Annotated in this window: 14 protein-coding genes; 11 read left to right on the forward strand and 3 right to left on the reverse strand. The window is 72.4% G+C overall.

The features are described 5' to 3' along the window. Positions 1-81 precede the first annotated feature (81 nt). A complete protein-coding gene (locus LN652_RS17430; protein ID WP_230441852.1) occupies positions 82-1,491 on the reverse strand; it encodes a serine/threonine protein kinase in 1,410 nt (469 codons plus the stop codon). Continuing rightward, positions 1,488-2,690 (reverse strand): FHA domain-containing protein, encoded by a 1,203-nt coding sequence (locus LN652_RS17435; RefSeq protein ID WP_230441853.1) that lies wholly within the window; start codon positions 2,688-2,690, stop codon positions 1,488-1,490. The genes LN652_RS17430 and LN652_RS17435 overlap by 4 nt, the downstream gene beginning before the upstream one ends. A 182-nt stretch (positions 2,691-2,872) precedes the next feature. Between LN652_RS17435 and LN652_RS17440 the strand changes: the two genes are divergently transcribed. From LN652_RS17440 to rplQ, 11 genes are all read left to right on the forward strand, one after another. Then, positions 2,873-9,112 carry an Ig-like domain-containing protein gene (locus tag LN652_RS17440; protein WP_230441854.1) on the forward strand — a complete coding sequence of 2,080 codons (6,240 nt, stop codon included), beginning with the start codon at positions 2,873-2,875 and terminating at the stop codon, positions 9,110-9,112. Between the two features lie 43 nt (positions 9,113-9,155). Further along, on the forward strand, positions 9,156-10,127 hold the full coding sequence (locus LN652_RS17445; protein ID WP_230441855.1) for an AAA family ATPase: 972 nt from the start codon (positions 9,156-9,158) through the stop codon (positions 10,125-10,127). A gap of 8 nt (positions 10,128-10,135) precedes the next feature. Beyond that, positions 10,136-11,317 (forward strand): DUF58 domain-containing protein, encoded by a 1,182-nt coding sequence (locus LN652_RS17450; RefSeq protein ID WP_230441856.1) that lies wholly within the window; start codon positions 10,136-10,138, stop codon positions 11,315-11,317. Beyond that, positions 11,314-13,746, forward strand: coding sequence for a transglutaminase-like domain-containing protein (locus LN652_RS17455; protein WP_230441857.1), 2,433 nt, complete (start codon positions 11,314-11,316; stop codon positions 13,744-13,746). Before LN652_RS17450 ends, LN652_RS17455 begins: the two co-directional genes overlap by 4 nt. Before the next feature lie 196 nt (positions 13,747-13,942). After that, on the forward strand, positions 13,943-14,164 hold the full coding sequence (infA, locus tag LN652_RS17460; protein WP_056599768.1) for a translation initiation factor IF-1: 222 nt from the start codon (positions 13,943-13,945) through the stop codon (positions 14,162-14,164). A 30-nt stretch (positions 14,165-14,194) separates the two neighbouring features. Continuing rightward, a complete protein-coding gene (rpmJ, locus tag LN652_RS17465) occupies positions 14,195-14,308 on the forward strand; it encodes a 50S ribosomal protein L36 (protein WP_004008316.1) in 114 nt (37 codons plus the stop codon). 183 nt (positions 14,309-14,491) lie between these two features. Then, complete coding sequence (gene rpsM / locus LN652_RS17470) at positions 14,492-14,866, forward strand: 30S ribosomal protein S13 (RefSeq protein WP_116570804.1); 375 nt, start codon at positions 14,492-14,494, stop codon at positions 14,864-14,866. Between the two features lie 73 nt (positions 14,867-14,939). After that, positions 14,940-15,335, forward strand: a complete 396-nt coding sequence (rpsK, locus tag LN652_RS17475) for a 30S ribosomal protein S11 (RefSeq protein WP_010831742.1) — start codon at positions 14,940-14,942, stop codon at positions 15,333-15,335. A 28-nt stretch (positions 15,336-15,363) separates the two neighbouring features. Then, complete coding sequence (rpsD, locus tag LN652_RS17480) at positions 15,364-15,972, forward strand: 30S ribosomal protein S4 (RefSeq protein ID WP_230441858.1); 609 nt, start codon at positions 15,364-15,366, stop codon at positions 15,970-15,972. A gap of 112 nt (positions 15,973-16,084) precedes the next feature. After that, positions 16,085-17,101: a DNA-directed RNA polymerase subunit alpha gene (locus LN652_RS17485; RefSeq protein ID WP_211733339.1), complete on the forward strand. Its 1,017-nt coding sequence runs from the start codon at positions 16,085-16,087 to the stop codon at positions 17,099-17,101. Between the two features lie 66 nt (positions 17,102-17,167). Beyond that, entirely contained in the window at positions 17,168-17,773 is a 606-nt protein-coding gene (gene rplQ / locus LN652_RS17490; protein ID WP_230441859.1) for a 50S ribosomal protein L17, read from the forward strand. A 287-nt stretch (positions 17,774-18,060) separates the two neighbouring features. Here rplQ and LN652_RS17495 read toward each other — a convergent pair whose 3' ends face one another. Continuing rightward, a complete protein-coding gene (locus LN652_RS17495; protein WP_230441860.1) occupies positions 18,061-19,023 on the reverse strand; it encodes a ketopantoate reductase family protein in 963 nt (320 codons plus the stop codon). Between the last annotated feature and the right edge of the window lie 3 nt (positions 19,024-19,026).

A 19,026-nucleotide genomic window follows, 5' to 3' on the forward strand; every position in this document is an offset into this window, starting at 1 on the left:
CCGGTCCCGCGAATCCCACGCGACGACGCCTCCCCCGCAGCAGCGGGGGAGGCGTCGTCGCGTGCAGGGCTGGAGCGGCGCTCAGGTCACGCACTGGTTGGCGCTGGGCGAGGAGTCGGAGCCGCGGGTCATCCGCAGGTCCAGGCAGATCGGGTCCGGGGTGCGGACCAGCAGCTGCTCCTTGGTGGTCGTGCCGTAGTCGCCGGTGTCGTCGCGGAAGTAGCTGAAGGCGTCGCCGGCCTGCATCTCGACCGGCGCGTTCCAGGTGAACAGCACGCCCCGGGCCGTACGCCGCCCGGTCAGGGTGGGTGCCTCGGTGAGGTCGTCCGCCACGGCGTCGGAGGGTGTGATCGAGGCGCTCGGCACGGTGACGCCCGGGTCCTCGTCGCGGCCACCGAGCACCAGCACGCCGACCACCACGGCGAGGACCGCCGCGCCCACGCCGGCCCAGACCAGTCCGGCCGGTCCGCGCGCGCCGTCGTCCTCCGCCGGGTGGGGCGCGGGGTCCTGGGCGGCGATCCGGCGAGGTCCGCTCGCGGAGATCACGGTGACCGGCTTCATCGCGGTGGCGTCCTCGAGCGAGTCGGGAGCCACGGCCGCGTCGGGGGCCGCCACGGCGGCGTCGGGACGGTCGCCCTCCACTGCCACCGACGTGCGGGCCCAGCCGGCCGCGGACTCGATGCGCTGCAGGGCGCGGGCGAGCTCGAGGGCGCTGGACGGCCGGTGCTCGGGTCGCTTGGCCAGGCACTGCTGGAGCAGTCGGTCGAGCGCCGGCGGCACGTCGGGGCGCTGCGTGGCCGGGGGCGCCGCGTGCAGGATGCGCGCGCTCAGCGCCCGCGTCGAGTTGTCGCCCGAGGGGATGGAGAACGGCGAGCGTCCGACGAGGAGGTGCCAGATGGTGGCGCCGAGGGAGTAGACGTCGGAGGCCACCGACCCGTTGGAGCGGCCGTCGAGCAGCTCGGGGGGCGACCACGGGTAGGAGATCCGGACGTCGTCGTCACCCTCGACCTCGGCCATGTGGCCGGCGATGCCGAAGTCGGTCAGCGCGGGCTCGTGGTAGCTCGTCACCAGCACGTTGCTGGGCTTGATGTCGCGGTGCAGGATGCCCGACCGGTGGGCGGTCTCGATCGCGCTGGCGAGCTTGATGCCCGTGGAGACCGCGTCCATCGGCGACATCGGGTTGGACCGCACCCGGACGCCGAGGTCCGGGGGAGGGCAGTAGCGCATCACGAGGAACGGGCGACCGCCCTCGGCGGTCACCCCTGCCGTGATCACCGAGACGATGTAGGGGTGGTCGGCGAGCCGCGCCATCGCGTTGGCCTCGGCGGTGAAGAGGTACTTCTCGCGGTCGGTGAGGGGCACGTCGGGACGCACGACCTTCACGGCGACCCGCTGGCGCGGCCACTGCTGCTCGTAGAGGAACACGTCGGCGAACCCGCCGCTTCCCAGGTGCTCGACGAACGTGAACCCGGGGATGACCGGCGCGCTCACCGGACAGCTGCTCCCGTCTCGAACCGGACGGCGTAGACGTGCGCCATGTCGAGGACCGTACCGGGGTCCAGCACGTAGGCGTCGCCGGGACGCATCCGCTGCGGCTCGCGGCCCGGCGGGGCGATGGTCGTCCCGCCGCGGCTGTCGAGGTCGCGCGCCACGACGTCCCAGCCGTCGAGCTCGATCGAGAGGTGGCGCCGCGACACGAACGAGTGGTCCGCGGGCAGGTGCACCAGGTGCGGCCAGTCGGTGCTGCCCTCGGCGGGCGCCGGCTTGCGACCCAGCACCACGCCCCGGTCGAGGGGGACCACCTCGCCGGTGGGCAGGCGCAGCCCGCCGAGCGAGGGGCGGTCGACGCGGCGGGGCTCCTGCGGCGCCACGCGCTGGTGGCACACCCGGCACTGCGGCGCGATCGGCGGGGTGAGGTGGCCCAGCGGGCAGCTCACCGCCAGCACGGTGGGCGCGGTGGCGTGGGTGAGGTGGGCGGGTCGCAGCGTGGTCGACCCGTCGTGGTCGTCGACCTCCTCGGGTCCGCCGACCGGCGAGGCGCCTGCGTGGGCACCCTGCGGTGCCGCCGGCGGCCGGATGGTGGTGTGGGTGCCCTCCTCGATCCGCTGGACCATCAGCGGGTCGGGCTCGGAGGTGTCGGTCAGCGACCCGGTGTCCTCGACCGGTCGACGCACCCGGGTCCGCGGCGGCGGGCCGTCGGGTCCGCGCGCGGCGAGGATCGCGTCCGGGATGCCGTCGATCAGGGCGCCCGCGGCCTGCGGTGCGGGCGTCGCCCGCGGCGTCGGAGCGGGAGCGGTGCGGGCGGACACGGGCTCGAGCTCGACCCGGGACGCCGCGACCACGCCACCGACGAGGCGGCGCAGCGGGGCGAGGTGGGCGGGGTCGGCGCCGTGGTCCAGGCTCAGCACGCGGCCGGCGCCCGCCAGCCGGACGTGGCCGGAGCCGCGCGACATCGACGTCGACGCACCCGAGGTGAAGTCGACGAGCGCCAGGCCGGGTGGCTCGCCGTCGAAGGCCTTCTCCACGATCGCCAGCACGCGCTCGGCCACGCCGGCGCCGGAGGCGACGGTGAGGCTCACGGCCTCCCAGAGCTCCTGGACGACCTGCTCGTCGCCGGGGTCGGTCAGCAGCACCCAGTGCGCGCCACTGCCCACCAGCACGCCGCCCCCGGTGGCGTACCGCGCTTCCACGATCAACGTCGGCTCCCCTCGTACGCGCCTACGGCACCATCATCACCCATGGTCCGCTGTCCACGCACGCGATGGCGACTTGTCGGATCCTTGACCGCATACATACCCTCCTTGCGGGATGTCTGCGGCGGGCGTACGTCATCCAGGGGTGTAGGGGGATTCACGTGGCGCGAGGTTCCTTCGTGCGTCGACACCGGGCCGGCATCGCCTCCGGTGCTGCCCTCGCGCTCGCGCTGAGCGGCATCCTCGTCTACGTCGTCACCGCCCAGGGCTACAAGTCCCACGAGGCCGAGCTCAACGACGGCGGCGTGTGGGTCGTCAACGGCAAGAAGGGCTGGTCGGGTCGGATGAACAAGCCGATCGCCCAGCTCGACGGCGTGGTGCCCACCCAGGACGGCAAGACCCGCCTCGACGTGGTGCAGGACGGCGCTGCCGTGGTGACGGTCAACCTCGACGCGAGCCGCGGGCAGGCCATCGAGACGACCCGCCTCGAGGCGCAGGACGGCGGGTCCGCGGCCATCCCCACCGGCGGCCAGGTGGCGATGGGCGGCGGCACGCTCGCCAGCGCCGACCCGGACAGCGGCAAGGTCTGGGCGGTGCGCTACGACAGCCAGGTCGGGACGCCGCTGATGAGCGTCGTCGACCGCCAGGCCGACGCCCTCGCCGAGGCCGGGGAGGGCGCGGTCATCGCGGTCAGCCTGGGCGGCACCGTCACGGCCGCGTCGGCGGCCGCGGGGACCGTGACCACGATCGACCCGTCGGGCGCGGCGTTCGCCGAGGCCACGACCTCCGACCTGCCGGCCGAGGCGGGCGAGGTCTCCCAGGTCACCGCCGTGGGCGAGCGCGTGGTCACCCTCGACGCGGAGTCCGGCCGGCTGACGGTCGTCGGCGGTGCGTCCGCCAGCGTGGCCGCCGGGAGCGTGCTCCAACAGCCCGGCCCGGACGCCGGCTCGGTGCTCGTCACCACGCCGGAGGCGCTGCTGGAGGTCGACCTCGACTCCGGTGACACCACCACCGTCGCGTCCGCCGGCGGCATCCCCGTCGCGCCGGTCCGGCTCGGGGCCTGCGTGTTCGGTGCCTGGTCCGGCGGGGTGGGCTCGTTCGCCCGCCGGTGCGGGTCCGCGGACGTCCGCACCGAGACGCTCGGCGGGGACGCCAGCAGCCTCGCCTTCCGGGTCAACCGGGGCGAGATCGTCCTCAACGACGCCACCACCGGCACCGTCTGGGACGTCGACCGCGACGCCCCGGTGCGCATCGACAACTGGGAGTCGTTCACCTCCAAGAAGAAGAACGACGAGGACGAGAACGAGAACGAGAACCAGACGGACGCCGACCGGCGCCCGCCCCAGGCCAAGCCCGACTCCTACGGCGTTCGGGCCGGGCGCACCACCGTGCTGCACCCGCTGGACAACGACTCCGCCCCCGAGGGCCGCCTGCTGAGCATCGTCGACGTCGAGCAGCCGAGCGGCGACGCCCGGGTCGAGATCAGCCCGGATGGCCAGACCCTCGTCCTGCAGATGCCGGAGAAGGGCCGAGACGCCTCGTTCGAGTACTTCATCGACGACGGCCGCGACGGTGTGTCGGCGCACGCCCGGGTGGACGTGGTGGTCCGCGGGAGCGGCGACAACGAGGCACCGACGCTGCGGACGGGCTACGAGCGGCCCACCTACCAGGTGCCGGACGGCGGCTCCCTCGCCGTGCCGGTGCTGTCGGACTGGCGCGACGACAGCGACGGCGACACGCTGCTGCTCGACTCCGCGGTCGCCGTGGGCGGGGAGCAGTCCGGGGCGACGGCGCGCACCACCCCCGACGGCCGGATCCGCTTCACCGCACCGGTCTCGTCCGAGGGCGGGGCCTCGACCGTCCGCGTCGACTTCGCCGTCACCGACGGGCGCTCGGCGCCGGTCAAGAAGGCGATCAGCTTCCAGGTGCAGGCCCGCGACGACCAGAACTCGTTCGCCCCGCGGGCGCAGCCCGACGTCGTGCGCGGTGAGGTCGGCAAGCCGATCAAGATCCGCCCGCTGCTCAACGACCTGCCGGGCTCGGACCCCACCAACCCGGACGCCGACCTCAGCCTCGCCGCCAAGGTGCCGCCGCAGGCCGGGCTCGAGGTCGTCTCCGACCTCGACGCCGGGGTGGTCACGGTCACGGGGGAGCGGGCCGGGACCTACTTCCTCAGCTACGACGCGGGCTACGGCAACGCGGACCTCGACCAGGGCGCCATCCGCGTCGACGTGAAGCCGAAGCCCCGGCGCACGGCCGCGCCGATCGCGATGCCCGACACCCTGACCATCTACGGGCAGGCGCCCGGCATCGTCGACGTGCTGGCCAACGACCTCGACCCCGCGGGTGGGTTGCTGGCGGTGCAGAACGCGTCGTCCGACCGACCCGGCCAGCTCGACGTGGCGGTCGTCGACGGACGCTGGCTGCGGCTCTCCGCCGCCCAGCCTGACCTGCTGCCGGCGACCCAGACGGTGTCCTACACGATCAGCAACGGTGCCGAGTCGGGCGTGCGCGGCGAGGTCGTCGTGACCCAGCGCGCCGCACCGGCGGACAACACCCCGCTGACGGTCGCCGACAAGGCGATCGTCCGCGCGGGTTCCTCGGTCTCGGTGCCGGTGCTCGACAACGACGTGTCCCCGTCCGGCGACCGGCTCACGCTGCTGCAGGACCTCGCCACCGGCGGGCCCAGCGGCCAGCTCGACGTCGTCGCCCCCGTCGACTTCACCGGCGACAAGGGCCAGGCGTTCACCTCGGGCCGGCTGGTCCGCTTCGTGGCGCCGGACACGGTCACCGAGCGCGAGTCGTTCACCGTCACCTACGTCGCGCAGAACCTCGACGACAAGCGGGCGCCGGGCACCCTCCGGGTCGTGGTCGTGCCGAAGGACGAGGCCAACGACCCGCCCGAGCCGCCTACCCTGGAGTCGCGGGTCGTGGGCGGCGACGAGGTGAAGATCCGCGTCCCCGGCGCCGGGATCGACCGCAACGGCGACCCGGTCACCGTCACCGGCATCACCTCCGCGCCGCGGCTGGGCCGGATCGTGACCTACGGCGGCAACTTCCTGCAGTACCAGGCCTACCCGCGCGCCGTCGGCACCGACGAGTTCAGCTATTCCGTCGTCGACTCCCAGGGTGCGTTCGCGACCGGCACGGTGCGCGTCGTGGTCGTCGAGGCGGGCGACCCCCAGCAGCCCCTGGCGGTGGAGGACCGGCTCACGGTGGAGCCCGGGCGCACCGCGACCTTCGACCCGATCGCCAACGACTTCGTCGGGTCCGGTGACGCGGCCGAGGTCCGGCTCGTCGACCCGCCGGACGGCGTACGGCTCGACCCCCGCACCAACCTCGTCACCGTCCCGGCCCCGGCCGCCATGACCGACCCCCCGGTGGTGGTCGTCTACACCGTCGGCAACGGGATCAGCGAGTCCCGCAGCACCATGACGCTCTCCACCGCGGAGGACTTCAACAACCCTCCGGTGGTCTACGACGCGTTCGGCAGTGCGCGCGACAGCGGCAGCGTCGTCGTCGACGTGCTCGAGGGCGCCTACGACCCCGACGGCCCGGTCGACGGGCTCGAGGTCGCCGATGTCCGCGGCGACCCGTCGGCACGGGTCGTCGACGAGGTCAGGGTGCGGGCGAACCGCGGGACCGAGCCCAAGGTGCTCCCGTTCGTGGTGCGCGACGCGGACGGCGGCACCGCCTCGGCCTCGGTCTACGTGCCCCCCACGGGCAACGGGCTGCCGTTCGTCGTCGACGGTGCGCTCGTCGAGCTCGACGAGGGCGGCGACGTCACGGGCACGCTGGGCGACTACGTCTCCGCGCCGGGCGACGCCGAGGTCCGGCTGGCGTCCGGGCGCGGCTCCTGGTCGGCGTCCCCCTCACCGCTGTCGGTCGACCCCCAGGGCGACAGCGGGTTCCGCCTGTCGGCCGCCCCCGGCTTCCGGGGCCCCGGTGCCCTGCTGGTCGAGGTGACCTCGGCGAGCGACACCAGCGGCAACGAGGACTCGACCACCACGTCGGACGGCGCGACCGTCCTGCTGTCCATCCCGGTGCAGGTCGGCGACGAGCGGCCCGAGCTCACCTGCCCGAGCTCCCCGATCCCGATCTCGGCCGGCCAGCAGCTCGACCTCGACATCGCGGACTTCTGCACCGTGTTCACGCTCGACCCGCGCGACGCCGCCGGGCTGGACTACTCCGCCGAGTGGGACCAGTCCCTCGACGGACTCGACCTGGGCGCTCCGGACGGCTCGGTCGTCACGGTCACTGCCGACGACGCCGCGACCGAGGGCGGGGAGGCCGTCCTCACCGTCCGCGCCGGCAACAGCAACACCCAGCAGGTGCGCTTCCAGCTCGACCAGGCCCCGCCGCCGCGGCTCTCGCCGATCAAGGTGGAGACCATGGAGGCCGGGACCTCCCGGACCATCGACGTGTCCACCTTCCTCACCTCGGGCGTGGCCGACCCGTCGCCGACCATCGTGTCGGTGGACAACCTCGGCAACCCGGCGGTCCGCGCCAGCGCCGACGGGAGCCGGCTCACGCTCACCGCCGCGAAGGACGCCGGCGGCGCGCAGGCGCGGTTCCGGCTGGTCGTCAGCGACGTCGACCGGGGCTCGCCGCCGGCCTCGCGCCGCGCGGAGGGCCAGATCGAGTTCCAGGTCATCGGCACGCCCTCGGCCCCCGGCGCGCCGCTCACGTTCCCGCTGTCCGACGAGGCCGGCACGGTCAAGATGGGCTGGTCGCCGCCGGACGACGACGGTGGCGCGCCGATCCTCTACTACCAGGTGCGCGAGGACCGGTCGGGCGACATCCAGCGGTGTGCCACCAACAGCCAGTGCGTCTTCCGCGGGGTCAAGATCGGCGCCCGCTACAGCTTCCAGGCCCGGGCGGTGAACCGGGTCGGCGAGGGCGAGTGGAGCGAGTCGTCCAAGTCCGCGAAGGCCGACACCAAGCCCGGGCGCGTCCGCGCCATCACGATGGTCGACCGCGGCGACGGCACCATCACCATCGGCTGGAAGCGGCCGGACACCGACACCTCGAAGATCCAGGAGTACGAGGTCACCTATCCAGGCGGGGAGGTCGTCAGGGTTCCGGGCAACGTGGAGCGCGCTCCGATCGGCGGCCTGAACAACAACAGCCAGTACGTGTTCAACGTCCGGGCGAGGAACGACGTCGGGTGGTCCGACCCGCGGCAGTCCGCGGCCTTCCAGCCGCTCGGCACCCCGCCGCAGCCGGCCGCCCCGTCGGTGACCGACCTGATCAGCGGGGCCAACCAGACGTCGGTGCGGGTCGCCTGGGGCGCCGTGTCACCGGAGGGCCCCGGCCCGACGGTCTACACGGTCACCTATAGCGTCGACGGCGGCAAGGAGGTGGCCGTCCCCGGGTGCCAGAAGACGGCGAGCCTGACCTGCACGCACACCGGCCTGCCCTACGAGGGGAACACCTACACCTACCGGGTCACCGCCGCCAACGCGGGCGCCAACCGCTCGCCGGCGAGCGAGGGCACGGCCATCACGCTGGTCGGACGGCCCGCGCCGTGGGCCGACTGGTCCGTGGTGCCGACCGGCACGAGCCAGGAGCTGCGGCTCACCTACACCGTCCCCGACCCGCGGGGCTCGGCCAGCAACGTCGACGTGCTCGTCAACGGAGTGCCCAGGTCCTTCCCCAACCAGACCGGCCAGAACACCGTCACGGTCTCCACGCCCGGCAACGACCAGCCCTACAACGTCGAGCTCCGGGTGTGCAACGAGAAGGCGCCGGCCGGCTGCACGCTCAGCGGCGTCAAGCAGGCGCAGAGCTACGGCCCGCTCGGTGACGCGATCAGCGAGATCCGGCCCGTGGTCAACGGCAAGAACGTCTACTGGGTGATCTCCGGCACCGCGAACGGCTCCCCGGTCGCGGTGCGCTACGAGGTCGGCGGCTACGACAACGGGGCGCTCACGATCAACCCGGGCGTCTCGGGCCGGTTCAGCGTGCAGACCCGTACCTACACGACCGACGGGTACGACAAGGAGATCCGGGTCAGCGTCGCGGTGGTGGATCCCGCCAAGCCGTCGCGCGGCACGGACTCGGGTGAGAACACGACGCGGTCCGCCAAGCCGCCGCCTGCCACCGTGACCATCACGCGCGGCGAGATCTGCGGCGACGGACCCAACACCTCGCGCACCTGCAAGCAGTACGAGGGCGTCGGGTGCTACGTGAACAGCTGCAGCACGCTCGTCATCACCACCAGCGGGTTCGAGGGCCCGTGGGACTGCACGGCATCAGGGTCCTACAACCCCGGGTGGGACTTCCCGGAGCAGACGTCCAACGTCTCCAGCCTGGCGATCGGCTGGTACAGCCCGGGCACCCAGGTAACCGTGACGTGCGAGAGCGACATCGGCCAATCGGCATCAGGCTCGACGTCATGGCCCGTGAACAACGGCTAGCGGCCGGACCCCACCACCACCACCCACGAGGAGCAGGAGCAGCATGACCATCAGCCAGGAACAGGCCGAGTGGTTCAAGTCCACGTTCGACCAGCTCACCGACAACATGGAGAAGGCCGTCCTCGGCAAGCGCCACGTCGTGCGGCTGGCGCTGACCTGCCTGCTGTCCGAGGGCCACATCCTGCTCGAGGACTTCCCGGGCACCGGCAAGACGATGCTCGCCCGCGCGCTGGCCAACACGGTGCAGGGCAGCCACGCGCGCATCCAGTTCACGCCCGACCTGCTGCCGTCGGACGTCACCGGCGTGACGGTCTACGACCAGCACAAGGGCACCTTCGAGTTCCACCCCGGCCCGATCTTCCACACCATCGTGCTGGCCGACGAGATCAACCGGGCGTCGCCGAAGACCCAGTCGGCGCTGCTCGAGGTGATGGAGGAGGGCCGGGTCACGGTCGACGGCGTCGCGCACCCGGTGGGCAGGCCGTTCCTCGTCATCGCCACCCAGAACCCGATCGAGCAGGCCGGCACCTACCGGCTGCCCGAGGCGCAGCTCGACCGCTTCCTGATGAAGACCTCGGTCGGCTACCCCGACCGCCAGGCGACCGTCGAGCTGCTCAACAACGCCGCCGTCCGCGACCGCGCCGCGCTCGTGACGCCCGTCATCACCGCGGCGACGATCGCGCAGATGAGCGGCCTCGCCGACGACGTCTACGTCGACCCGGCGGTCATCGGCTACGTCGCCGAGCTCGCCGAGGAGTCGCGGCGCCAGCCGCACGTCAAGCTCGGCCTCTCCGCCCGCGGGTGCCTCGCGTTCGTCCGGGTCGCGAAGACCTGGGCCGCGGCGGACGGTCGCGACCACGTCGTGCCCGACGACATCAAGGACCTCGCCGAGCCGGTCCTCGCGCACCGCCTGCTGCTCGACGCCGAGGCGCAGTTCAGCGGCGTCGACGTGCAGACGGTCATCGCCCGGCTGCTCGACGCCGTCGCGCCGCCGACCGACCGCGTGGGGATCTGACGACGTCCATGCGGCAGCGGTTGAACGACGCGCTCGAGGTCATCAAGCCGATCGGCTGGCTGGTCCTCGGGCTCGGGCTCGGAGCGGCGGTGGTCGCCAGCCTCATGCAGTGGCGTGAGCTGGCCGTGCTGGGCGTGGCGTGCGTGCTGCTGCTCGTGCTGGCCCTGCCGTTCCTGCTCGGCAGCACCGCCGTCAGCGTCGACCTCCGCCTCCAGCCGGAGCGGGTCGCCGCCGGCGAGTCGGTCGCCGCCGGCGTCGTCGTGGTCAACCGCGCCTCGTCGCGCCTGGTGCCCACGACGCTCGAGGTCCCGGTGGGCTCGGCGATCCACCGCTACGGCATCAGCTCGCTGGCCCCCGGCGGCGTCCACGAGGAGTCGTTCACCATCCGCACCGAGCGACGGGGGGTGATCCCGGTCGGCCCCGCGATGACGCGGCGCGGCGACCCGGTCGGCCTGTTCTCCCGCGACGTGGTCTGGACGCCGGTGCGCGAGGTGCTGGTGCGCCCGCACCTGGTGCCGATGGAGTCCCTCGGCGCCGGCCTGCTGCGCGACCTGGAGGGAGTCTCGACCGACGCGGTCAGCCAGAGCGACCTGGCCTTCCACGCCCTGCGCGAGTACGTCCCCGGCGACGACCTGCGCCACATCCACTGGCGCTCGTCGGCGAAGGTGATGGCGTCGACGGGGGAGTCGGCGCTGCTGGTGCGCCAGTACCTCGACACCCGGCGCAGCCACGCCACGATCGTCGTCGACGACCGGGTCGGCTCGTGGCCGGACCCCGAGGACTTCGAGACCGCGATGGCGGTCGCCGCCTCGATCGCGGTCCGCGCCGTCCTCGACGAGTTCGACGTCTCCTACGTCTGCGGCGGGCACGCCTCGACCGGCTCCGACGGCCACCTCGCGCTGGACGCGGTCTGCCGCTCCGAGATGGGTGGTCGCGGCGTCGTCGAGTCCGGTCGCCAGGCGAGCACGATGGCGCCCGACACCAGCCTGGCCTTCCTCGTCGGGGGCAGCGCGACCGACTTCACCGACCTGCTGCGCGCCGCCGCCGCGTTCCCGCCGGAGGTGCGCCGCTTCGGGATCGTGGTGGACCCCAGCGGCAACAGCCGGGTCACCGAGACCGGCGGCCTGCCGGTGCTGCACCTCGCCGTCAAGGAGGACCTCGGCGGCCTCCTGCGCTGGAGCGTGCGATGAGCGACACCGGACCCGCGCCCCGCGGACGGCGCCGCAACGTCGCCGCCACCGGCACCCGCACCCGGGTCCGTCCCCACGCGCTGCTGCCCGACCTGCCGGCCTGGGTCGACCTCGGCTTCGCGCTCGCGCTGAGCACCGTCGCCCTCACCGCGTTCGGGTCCTCGTTCACCGGCTCGGCCTACCTCGTCGTCGGCGTCCTCGGCACCGTGCTGGCCGTGCTGGTCACGCACCTGACCCGCGCGGCGGGCTGGCCGTTCGTCTCGGCCGTGGTGATCTGCCTGGTGCTGTTCCTGCTGCTCGGGGGACCGCTGTGCCTGCGCTCGCTCGGTGACGGCTTGCTGCTGCCCGGCCCGTCGACCCTCGCCGAGGTCGTCGACCAGGCCGTGTTCGGCTGGAAGGACCTGCTCACCACGCTGCCGCCCGTCGACGGCGACGGGCCGCTGCTGGTCCTGCCGTGGCTCTCCGGCATGCTCGCCGGCCTGGTCGGGCTCGGCCTGGCGCAGGTGCAGGTGCGGCGACCGTGGCTGAGCGCGCTGCTGCCGGTCCTCGGCACGACCCTGGTCCTGTCGGGCGCCATCGTCCTGGGCGTGCGCCACCCGCAGTCGCTGCTGCTCCAGGGCACCCTGTTCGCTGGCCTCGCGCTCGGCTGGCTCGCCGTGCGCGCCCGTCGGGCGAGCGCGGCGGTCCAGGGCGGCAGCCGGTCGTGGGTCCGCGGCGCCGGCGCGGTCGCGATGCTCGCCGTCGCGGCGGCGGTCGCGGTGCCGGCCAGCGGCTGGCTGACCGACGACCGGGACCGTGCCGTCGCCCGCGACTGGGTCGAGCCGCCCTTCGACATCGGCCGCTACCCGTCCCCGCTGGCCGGCTTCCGCAAGTACGTCGACCCGCAGGGTCGCCCCAGCCGCGCCAACGTCCACGACAAGGCGCTGTTCGACGTCGACGGCGTGCCGGCAGGCACCCGCGTGCGGATCGCGACGATGGACCGCTACGACGGCATGGTCTGGGGCGCCACCGACGACGCGCTGCCCGGCCCGGCCGACGACTCGTTCCAGCGGGTCTCCTCGACCATCGACAACCCGGTCGACGGCGAGCCGGTCGACGTGACGATCACGCTCGACGAGGGCTACGACGGGGTGTGGCTGCCCACGGTCGGCGCCCTCACCTCGATGCGCTTCGACACCGCCGACGCCCGGTCCAAGGCCGAGGTCTTCCGCTACAACCTCGCCACGTCCACCGGGGTCGTGCCCACCGGCCTGCAGGCGGGGGACCGGTACACCTTCACCGCGGTCCTGCCCGACGACGAGCTCAGCGACGAGACGGTCGCCTCGGCCGACCCGACCTACCTCCCGCAGAGCGCGGCGTTCATCCAGGGCCCCACGGAGAAGTGGACCGAGAAGGCCGGCAACGACCCGATGGCGCGCGTCCTCGCCGCGGCCGAGCACCTGCGCTCGGAGGGCAAGTACTCCGACGGGATCGGCCGCACCCAGCGGATCTACGTGGCCGGGCACAGCGTGTGGCGGCTGTCCGACGAGTTCGTCAACGCGCCGCAGATCGTCGGCAACGACGAGCAGTACGCCGCGACCATGGCCCTGATCGCCAACGACATCGGCGTCCCGGCGCGCGTGGTGCTGGGCGCGGAGGTCCCGGAGGGCGGCCAGGTCACCGGCGAGGACGTGCACGCGTGGGTGGAGCTGCGGGCTGCCGACGGCTCGTGGCGGACGCTGCCGACCGAGCGCTTCATGTCGCTGACCCCGCCGGCCGACCAGGTGCCCGAGACCAACACCCCGATGTCGGGCACAGTCATCCCGCCACCCAACCCGATCCCGCCGCCGTCGGACGCCGGCGAGCAGAGCGACGCCGACCTCAAGGAGCGCAAGTCCGCGCGCAAGAAGGCCGACGAGGAGGAGGGCCTCATCGCGGGCCTGCCCGGGTGGGTCGGCGCGGTGCTGACCTACGTCGGGCTCCCGATCCTCGTGGTCGCGCTGCTCCTCGGCGCGGTCGTGGGCCTCAAGGCGCTGCGCCGGCGCAGGCGCCGCACCGCCGAGGTCGTGTCCGCCCGCTTCGTGGGCGCCTGGCGCGAGCTCGTCGACCACGCGCGCGACCTCGGCCAGGTCGTCCCGCTCGGCCCGACGGTGACCCGGCGCGAGCAGTCCGCCGGGATCGTGTCGGGCGGGGCCGGTCAGCTGGCGCGTCGGGCCGACGGGTTCGTGTTCGGCCCCGGCGTCCCGGAGGCCTCCGCCGCCACGGCGTACTGGGAGCAGGTCGACGCCGAGCGCCGGGCCATGTCGCAGGAGGTGGGCCGCTGGCAGCGGTGGCGCGCGGCCATCAGCCTCCGCTCGTTCCTGCGGTCCAACCCGTCCCGGCGGGGCGCGGCGGTCGGGGAGCGGCTGCGCGGACTCGCAGATTGGCGTTCTCGCAGGACGCCTGACTAGACTGGCTCGTCGGCCCAACGTGGGCTGTGCTTCGTGGTGCCTCGCGGCTGCCCGGACTCGTGTGATCGTCCCAGACGCTCGCGCGTGCCGGGGATGAGGACCCCGGGCCGTTCACGAGGTCCACCGGTCCCCTGCCTGCAGGAGCCGGGCGGTTCCCGGGCCACGGTAGACAACGAGACAACAGATTGTGGAGGACATGCCGAAGAAAGAAGGCGTGATCGAGATCGAGGGCACCGTCGTGGAGGCCCTTCCCAACGCCATGTTCCGTGTGGAGCTGGCCAACGGGCACAAGGTGCTCGCGCACATCAGCGGCAAGATGCGACAGCACTACATCCGGATCCTCCCCGAGGACCGGGTCGTGGTGGAGCTCTCGCCGTACGACCTCACCCGGGGTCGGATCGTCTACCGCTACAAGTAACCAGCCAGCCGAGTAGCAAGGATCGTTGACATGAAGGTCAACCCCAGCGTCAAGCCCATCTGTGACAAGTGCAAGGTCATCCGCCGTCACGGCCGGGTCATGGTCATCTGCGAGAACCCCCGCCACAAGCAGCGGCAGGGCTGATCGCCGCCGCCGGCTCCGCCGGCTGCGCCGATCAGGGCACGACCAGCAACTCCACAACGTGAACGCTAGGCCAGGCACCGCCTGACCGAACCACCTCCGGAGCACCGGCCGGAGCCCACCCGAGGCGGGATGGGACGCGACACGAACCGAAACCGATGCGAGAACAGACAAGGAAACCGCCACATGGCACGCCTCGTTGGTGTTGACCTCCCGCGCGACAAGCGCATCGAGGTCGCTCTCACCTACATCTACGGCATCGGCCGTACCCGCGCCCAGCAGCTCCTGGCCGCCACCGGCGTCGACCCGAACGCCCGGGTCCACACGCTCGGTGACGAGGAGCTGGTCAAGCTTCGCGACGAGATCGAAGCCAACTTCAAGATCGAGGGTGACCTCCGCCGTGAGGTCCAGGCGGACATCCGCCGCAAGATCGAGATCGGCAGCTACCAGGGTCGCCGCCACCGCATGGGCCTCCCGGTCCGCGGTCAGCGCACCAAGACCAACGCGCGTACCCGCAAGGGCCCCAAGCGCACCGTCGCCGGCAAGAAGAAGGCGAAGTGACCTGCGCCCTCGCGCAGTGATCCACGCCCGCTTCCCAGAAGCTTTTCGACCAGACCTCACCAGGAGTTAGTGAATGCCTCCCAAGAGCCGCGCGACCAAGGTCCGCCGCAAGGAGAAGAAGAACATCGCTCAGGGCGAAGCCCACATCAAGAGCACGTTCAACAACACCATCGTCACCATCACCGACCCGACCGGCGCGGTGATCTCGTGGGCCTCTGCCGGCACCGTCGGCTTCAAGGGCTCGCGCAAGTCGACCCCCTTCGCCGCCCAGATGGCCGCCGAGGCCGCCGGCCGTCGCGCCATGGACCACGGCATGAAGAAGATCGACGTCTTCGTCAAGGGCCCGGGCTCGGGTCGTGAGACCGCCATCCGGTCGCTGGGTGCCATCGGCCTCGAGGTCGGCACCATCCAGGACGTCACGCCCACCCCGCACAACGGATGCCGGCCGCCCAAGCGCCGCCGCGTCTGACCCGAGACTGAGAAAGAGAGACTGAACCATGGCCCGCTACACCGGTCCCATGACCCGCAAGTCGCGCCGTCTCGGTGTCGACCTCGTCGGCGGCGACGCTGCCTTCGAGAAGCGTCCCTACGCCCCCGGCCAGCACGGCCGCGGCCGCATCAAGGAGTCGGAGTACCTGCTCCAGCTCCGTGAGAAGCAGAAGGCGCGCTTCACCTACGGCGTGATGGAGAAGCAGTTCGTCCGCTACTACAAGGAGGCCAGCCGTCGCCAGGGCAAGACCGGCGACAACCTCCTGCAGCTGCTCGAGTGCCGCCTCGACAACGTGGTCTACCGCGCCGGGTTCGCCCGCACGCGCCGCCAGGCCCGCCAGCTCGTCGTGCACGGCCACTTCCTGGTCAACGGCAAGAAGGTCAACATCCCGTCCTTCCAGGTGACCGACCACGACATCATCGACGTGCGCGAGAAGTCGCTGGAGATGACGCCCCTGATCGTCGCCCGCGAGACCCACGGCGAGCGCGTCACCCCCGCGTGGATGGAGGTCATCCCGTCGCGGATGCGCATCCTGGTCCACCAGGTCCCCGTCCGGGCGCAGATCGACGTCCCGGTCCAGGAGCAGCTCATCGTGGAGTACTACTCCAAGAAGTGATCACTGTCGGTGGCCGTCCGTCCCGGGCGGCCACCGACGCCCCTCTTCCACACCACTCCTCACCATGTTCGGATCCGTCAAATAGCGGGTGGATCCGGAAAGGACACACTCCGTGCTTATCGCTCAGCGCCCGACCCTCACGGAAGAGACCGTCGACGAGTTCCGCTCGCGGTTCGTCATCGAGCCCCTCGAGCCGGGCTTCGGCTACACGCTCGGCAACTCGCTCCGCCGCACCCTCCTGAGCTCGATTCCGGGCGCGTCGGTCACCAGCATCAAGGTGGACTCCGTCCTCCACGAGTTCTCGACCATCGAGGGCGTCACCGAGGACATGACCGAGATCATCCTCAACCTCAAGGGCCTCGTCGTCTCCTCGGAGCACGACGAGCCGGTCGTGATGTACCTGCGCAAGTCGGGTGCCGGTGACGTCACCGCCGCCGACATCACGCCGCCCGCCGGTGTCGAGGTGCACAACCCCGACCTCAAGATCGCCACCCTGTCCGACAAGGGCAAGCTGGAGATGGAGCTCGTCGTCGAGCGTGGCCGCGGCTACGTCTCCTCGGTGCAGAACAAGGGTGCCGACAACGAGATCGGCCGGATGCCGGTCGACTCCATCTACAGCCCCGTGCTGAAGGTGACCTACAAGGTCGAGGCCACCCGCGTCGAGCAGCGCACCGACTTCGACAAGCTCGTCATCGACGTCGAGACCAAGCCGTCGATCCGTCCCCGCGACGCGATCGCCTCGGCCGGCAAGACCCTCGTCGAGCTCTTCGGCCTGGCCCGCGAGCTCAACGTCGAGGCCGAGGGCATCGACATCGGCCCGTCGCCGGTCGACGAGCAGCTCGCCGCCGACCTGGCCCTGCCGGTCGAGGACCTGCAGCTCACGGTCCGCTCGTACAACTGCCTCAAGCGCGAGGGCATCCACACCGTGGGTGAGCTCATCTCCCGCTCGGAGCAGGACCTGCTCGACATCCGCAACTTCGGTGCGAAGTCGATCGACGAGGTCAAGGCCAAGCTCGTCGAGATGGGCCTCTCGCTCAAGGACAGCGCGCCCGGCTTCGACCCGCACGCCGCCCTCGCCGCCTACGGCGACGACGACGACGACGCGTTCATCGAGGACGAGCAGCTCTGACAAACCGACCGGCGCCCGCCGGTCGTCTACCCGGGTACCTGACACGGCCCGAGAGAAGGAAATGACATGCCCAAGCCCAAGAAGGGTCCCCGCCTCGGCGGCAGCCCGGCCCACCAGCGCCTCATGCTCTCGAACCTGGCGACCGCCCTGTTCGAGCACGGCCGGATCACCACCACCGAGACGCGTGCGCGCCTGCTGCGTCCGGTCGCGGAGAAGCTGATCACCAAGGCCAAGCGGGGCGACCTGCACAACCGTCGCGAGGTCCTCAAGACCATCCGCGACAAGTCGGTCGTGCACACCCTGTTCACCGAGATCGCCCCGGTCATGGCCGAGCGTCCCGGCGGCTACACCCGCATCACGAAGATCGGCCCCCGCAAGGGCGACAACGCCCCCATGGCGGTCATCGAGCTGGTGACCGAGGCCTACAGCCCGAAGGCCCCGTCGACCAAGAAGACCGAGGCCGCCGCCGCTCCCGCGCCGGCGCCTGCGGAGACCGAGGTCGAGGAGACCACGGCTGCCGACGAGCACGAGGCCGCTGCCGAGGCCCACGAGGCTGCTGCCGAGGAGCACGAGGCTGCTGCTGAGGAGCACGAGGCTGCCGCCGCCGAGCACGAGGCCGCCGCCGAGGCTGCCGAGGCTGCGGAGGGCACCGAGGACGAGGCCAAGGCCTGATCCACGGCTCCTGCCGGACCACGACGAAGGCCCGCCACCCCCTGGGGTGGCGGGCCTTCGCGCGTCCCCGGGGGCGTACGCCCTTGCCCGCTACCCGGCCAGCCCGCCACCCGAGCGGTGTGTGAGGGGGATTGTGGGCTGCTGGAATCCTCCTCACGCACCGCTCGCGCTGGTGGGCGGTGCGTGAGCCACATTTTCGGGCGCCGGAACGTGGGTGGGGCACCGCTCGCGCTGGGGGCGGTGCGTGAGCCACATTTTCGGGTGCAGGAATGTGGGTGGGGCACCGCTCAGCGGCGGAGGGTCGCGAGTACCGCGGCGGGGTCGAGGCTGCGGGCGGCGCCGCCGGCGTACGCCAGGGAGCGGGTCGCCGCGACGATGGCCTCGTTGACGGGTGTCGGCAGCCCGAGCAGGCGACCCTGGAGCACCACCTCGCCGGCGAGGTAGTCGATCTCGCTGTCGCCCGTGCCGCGGTGGAGGCTCTGCCAGGTCGACCCGCCGCGGCGCTCGAGGTCGGGGCGCCGCTGCAGGACGTCGCCCCTCCGGGCGGTGTCGTCCGCGGCCGTGACCACGCTCAGGCCGGTGGCGGCGAGGACACGCTCGCCCTCGGCCTGCGCGAGCGCGGCGAGCTCGTCGGCGCCCGGTCCGGGGGTGAACGCCGCATCGACGCCGTTGCCGAGGTTGAGCACCAGCTTGCGGCGCTTCCAGGCCATGATGTCGTCGCGCTCCTGCGACGCGATCCCCGCCGTGCGGAGGTCGGCCGCGACGGCCGCCGTCGTCGCGTCGGTGCCGCCGGGGACACGTCCGACGTCGAGGATGGCCGGTGTCGGGTGGCAGGAGGCGACGACCACGCCCGGCTCGAGGTGCGACGACGGGAGCATCACGCACACGGCGTACGTCCTGGCGAAGTGCCGCAGCGCCGCGACCTCGGTGGCGACACCGTTGGTGGCGCAGACGACGGCGACGTCGGCGGGCGCGTGGCGGCGCAGGTCGTCGAGCGCGGCCGCCACCTGGTGGGACTTCACGGCGAGCAGGACGACGGTGTCGTCGGTCCACCCCACCCCGGCCGCTCCGTCGGTGGCGGGCGCGTCGATCCGGTGCCGGCCGCTGCCGGCGTCGAGGACGAGGCCGTGCGCGCGGATCGCCTCGAGGTGGGCGCCGCGGGCGACGAGCGTGACGGGCAGCCCCGCGAGGTGCAGGTGGCCGCCGATGACCCCACCGACGGCCCCGGTGCCGTAGACGACGTAGCTCATGGC

It is taken from the genome of Nocardioides okcheonensis (genome assembly GCF_020991065.1).
GTDB classification, from domain to species: Bacteria; Actinomycetota; Actinomycetes; order Propionibacteriales; family Nocardioidaceae; genus Nocardioides; species Nocardioides okcheonensis.

Coding starts and splice junctions, on each gene's coding strand:
- LN652_RS17455 (WP_230441857.1), top strand. CDS start 11,314: ATGAGCGACACCGGACCCGCGCCCCGCGGACGGCGCCGCAACGTCGCC.
- rpsM (WP_116570804.1), top strand. CDS start 14,492: ATGGCACGCCTCGTTGGTGTTGACCTCCCGCGCGACAAGCGCATCGAG.
- rpsK (WP_010831742.1), top strand. CDS start 14,940: ATGCCTCCCAAGAGCCGCGCGACCAAGGTCCGCCGCAAGGAGAAGAAG.
- LN652_RS17495 (WP_230441860.1), bottom strand. CDS start 19,023: ATGAGCTACGTCGTCTACGGCACCGGGGCCGTCGGTGGGGTCATCGGC.
- infA (WP_056599768.1), top strand. CDS start 13,943: ATGCCGAAGAAAGAAGGCGTGATCGAGATCGAGGGCACCGTCGTGGAG.
- LN652_RS17450 (WP_230441856.1), top strand. CDS start 10,136: ATGCGGCAGCGGTTGAACGACGCGCTCGAGGTCATCAAGCCGATCGGC.
- LN652_RS17445 (WP_230441855.1), top strand. CDS start 9,156: ATGACCATCAGCCAGGAACAGGCCGAGTGGTTCAAGTCCACGTTCGAC.
- rplQ (WP_230441859.1), top strand. CDS start 17,168: ATGCCCAAGCCCAAGAAGGGTCCCCGCCTCGGCGGCAGCCCGGCCCAC.
- rpmJ (WP_004008316.1), top strand. CDS start 14,195: ATGAAGGTCAACCCCAGCGTCAAGCCCATCTGTGACAAGTGCAAGGTC.
- rpsD (WP_230441858.1), top strand. CDS start 15,364: ATGGCCCGCTACACCGGTCCCATGACCCGCAAGTCGCGCCGTCTCGGT.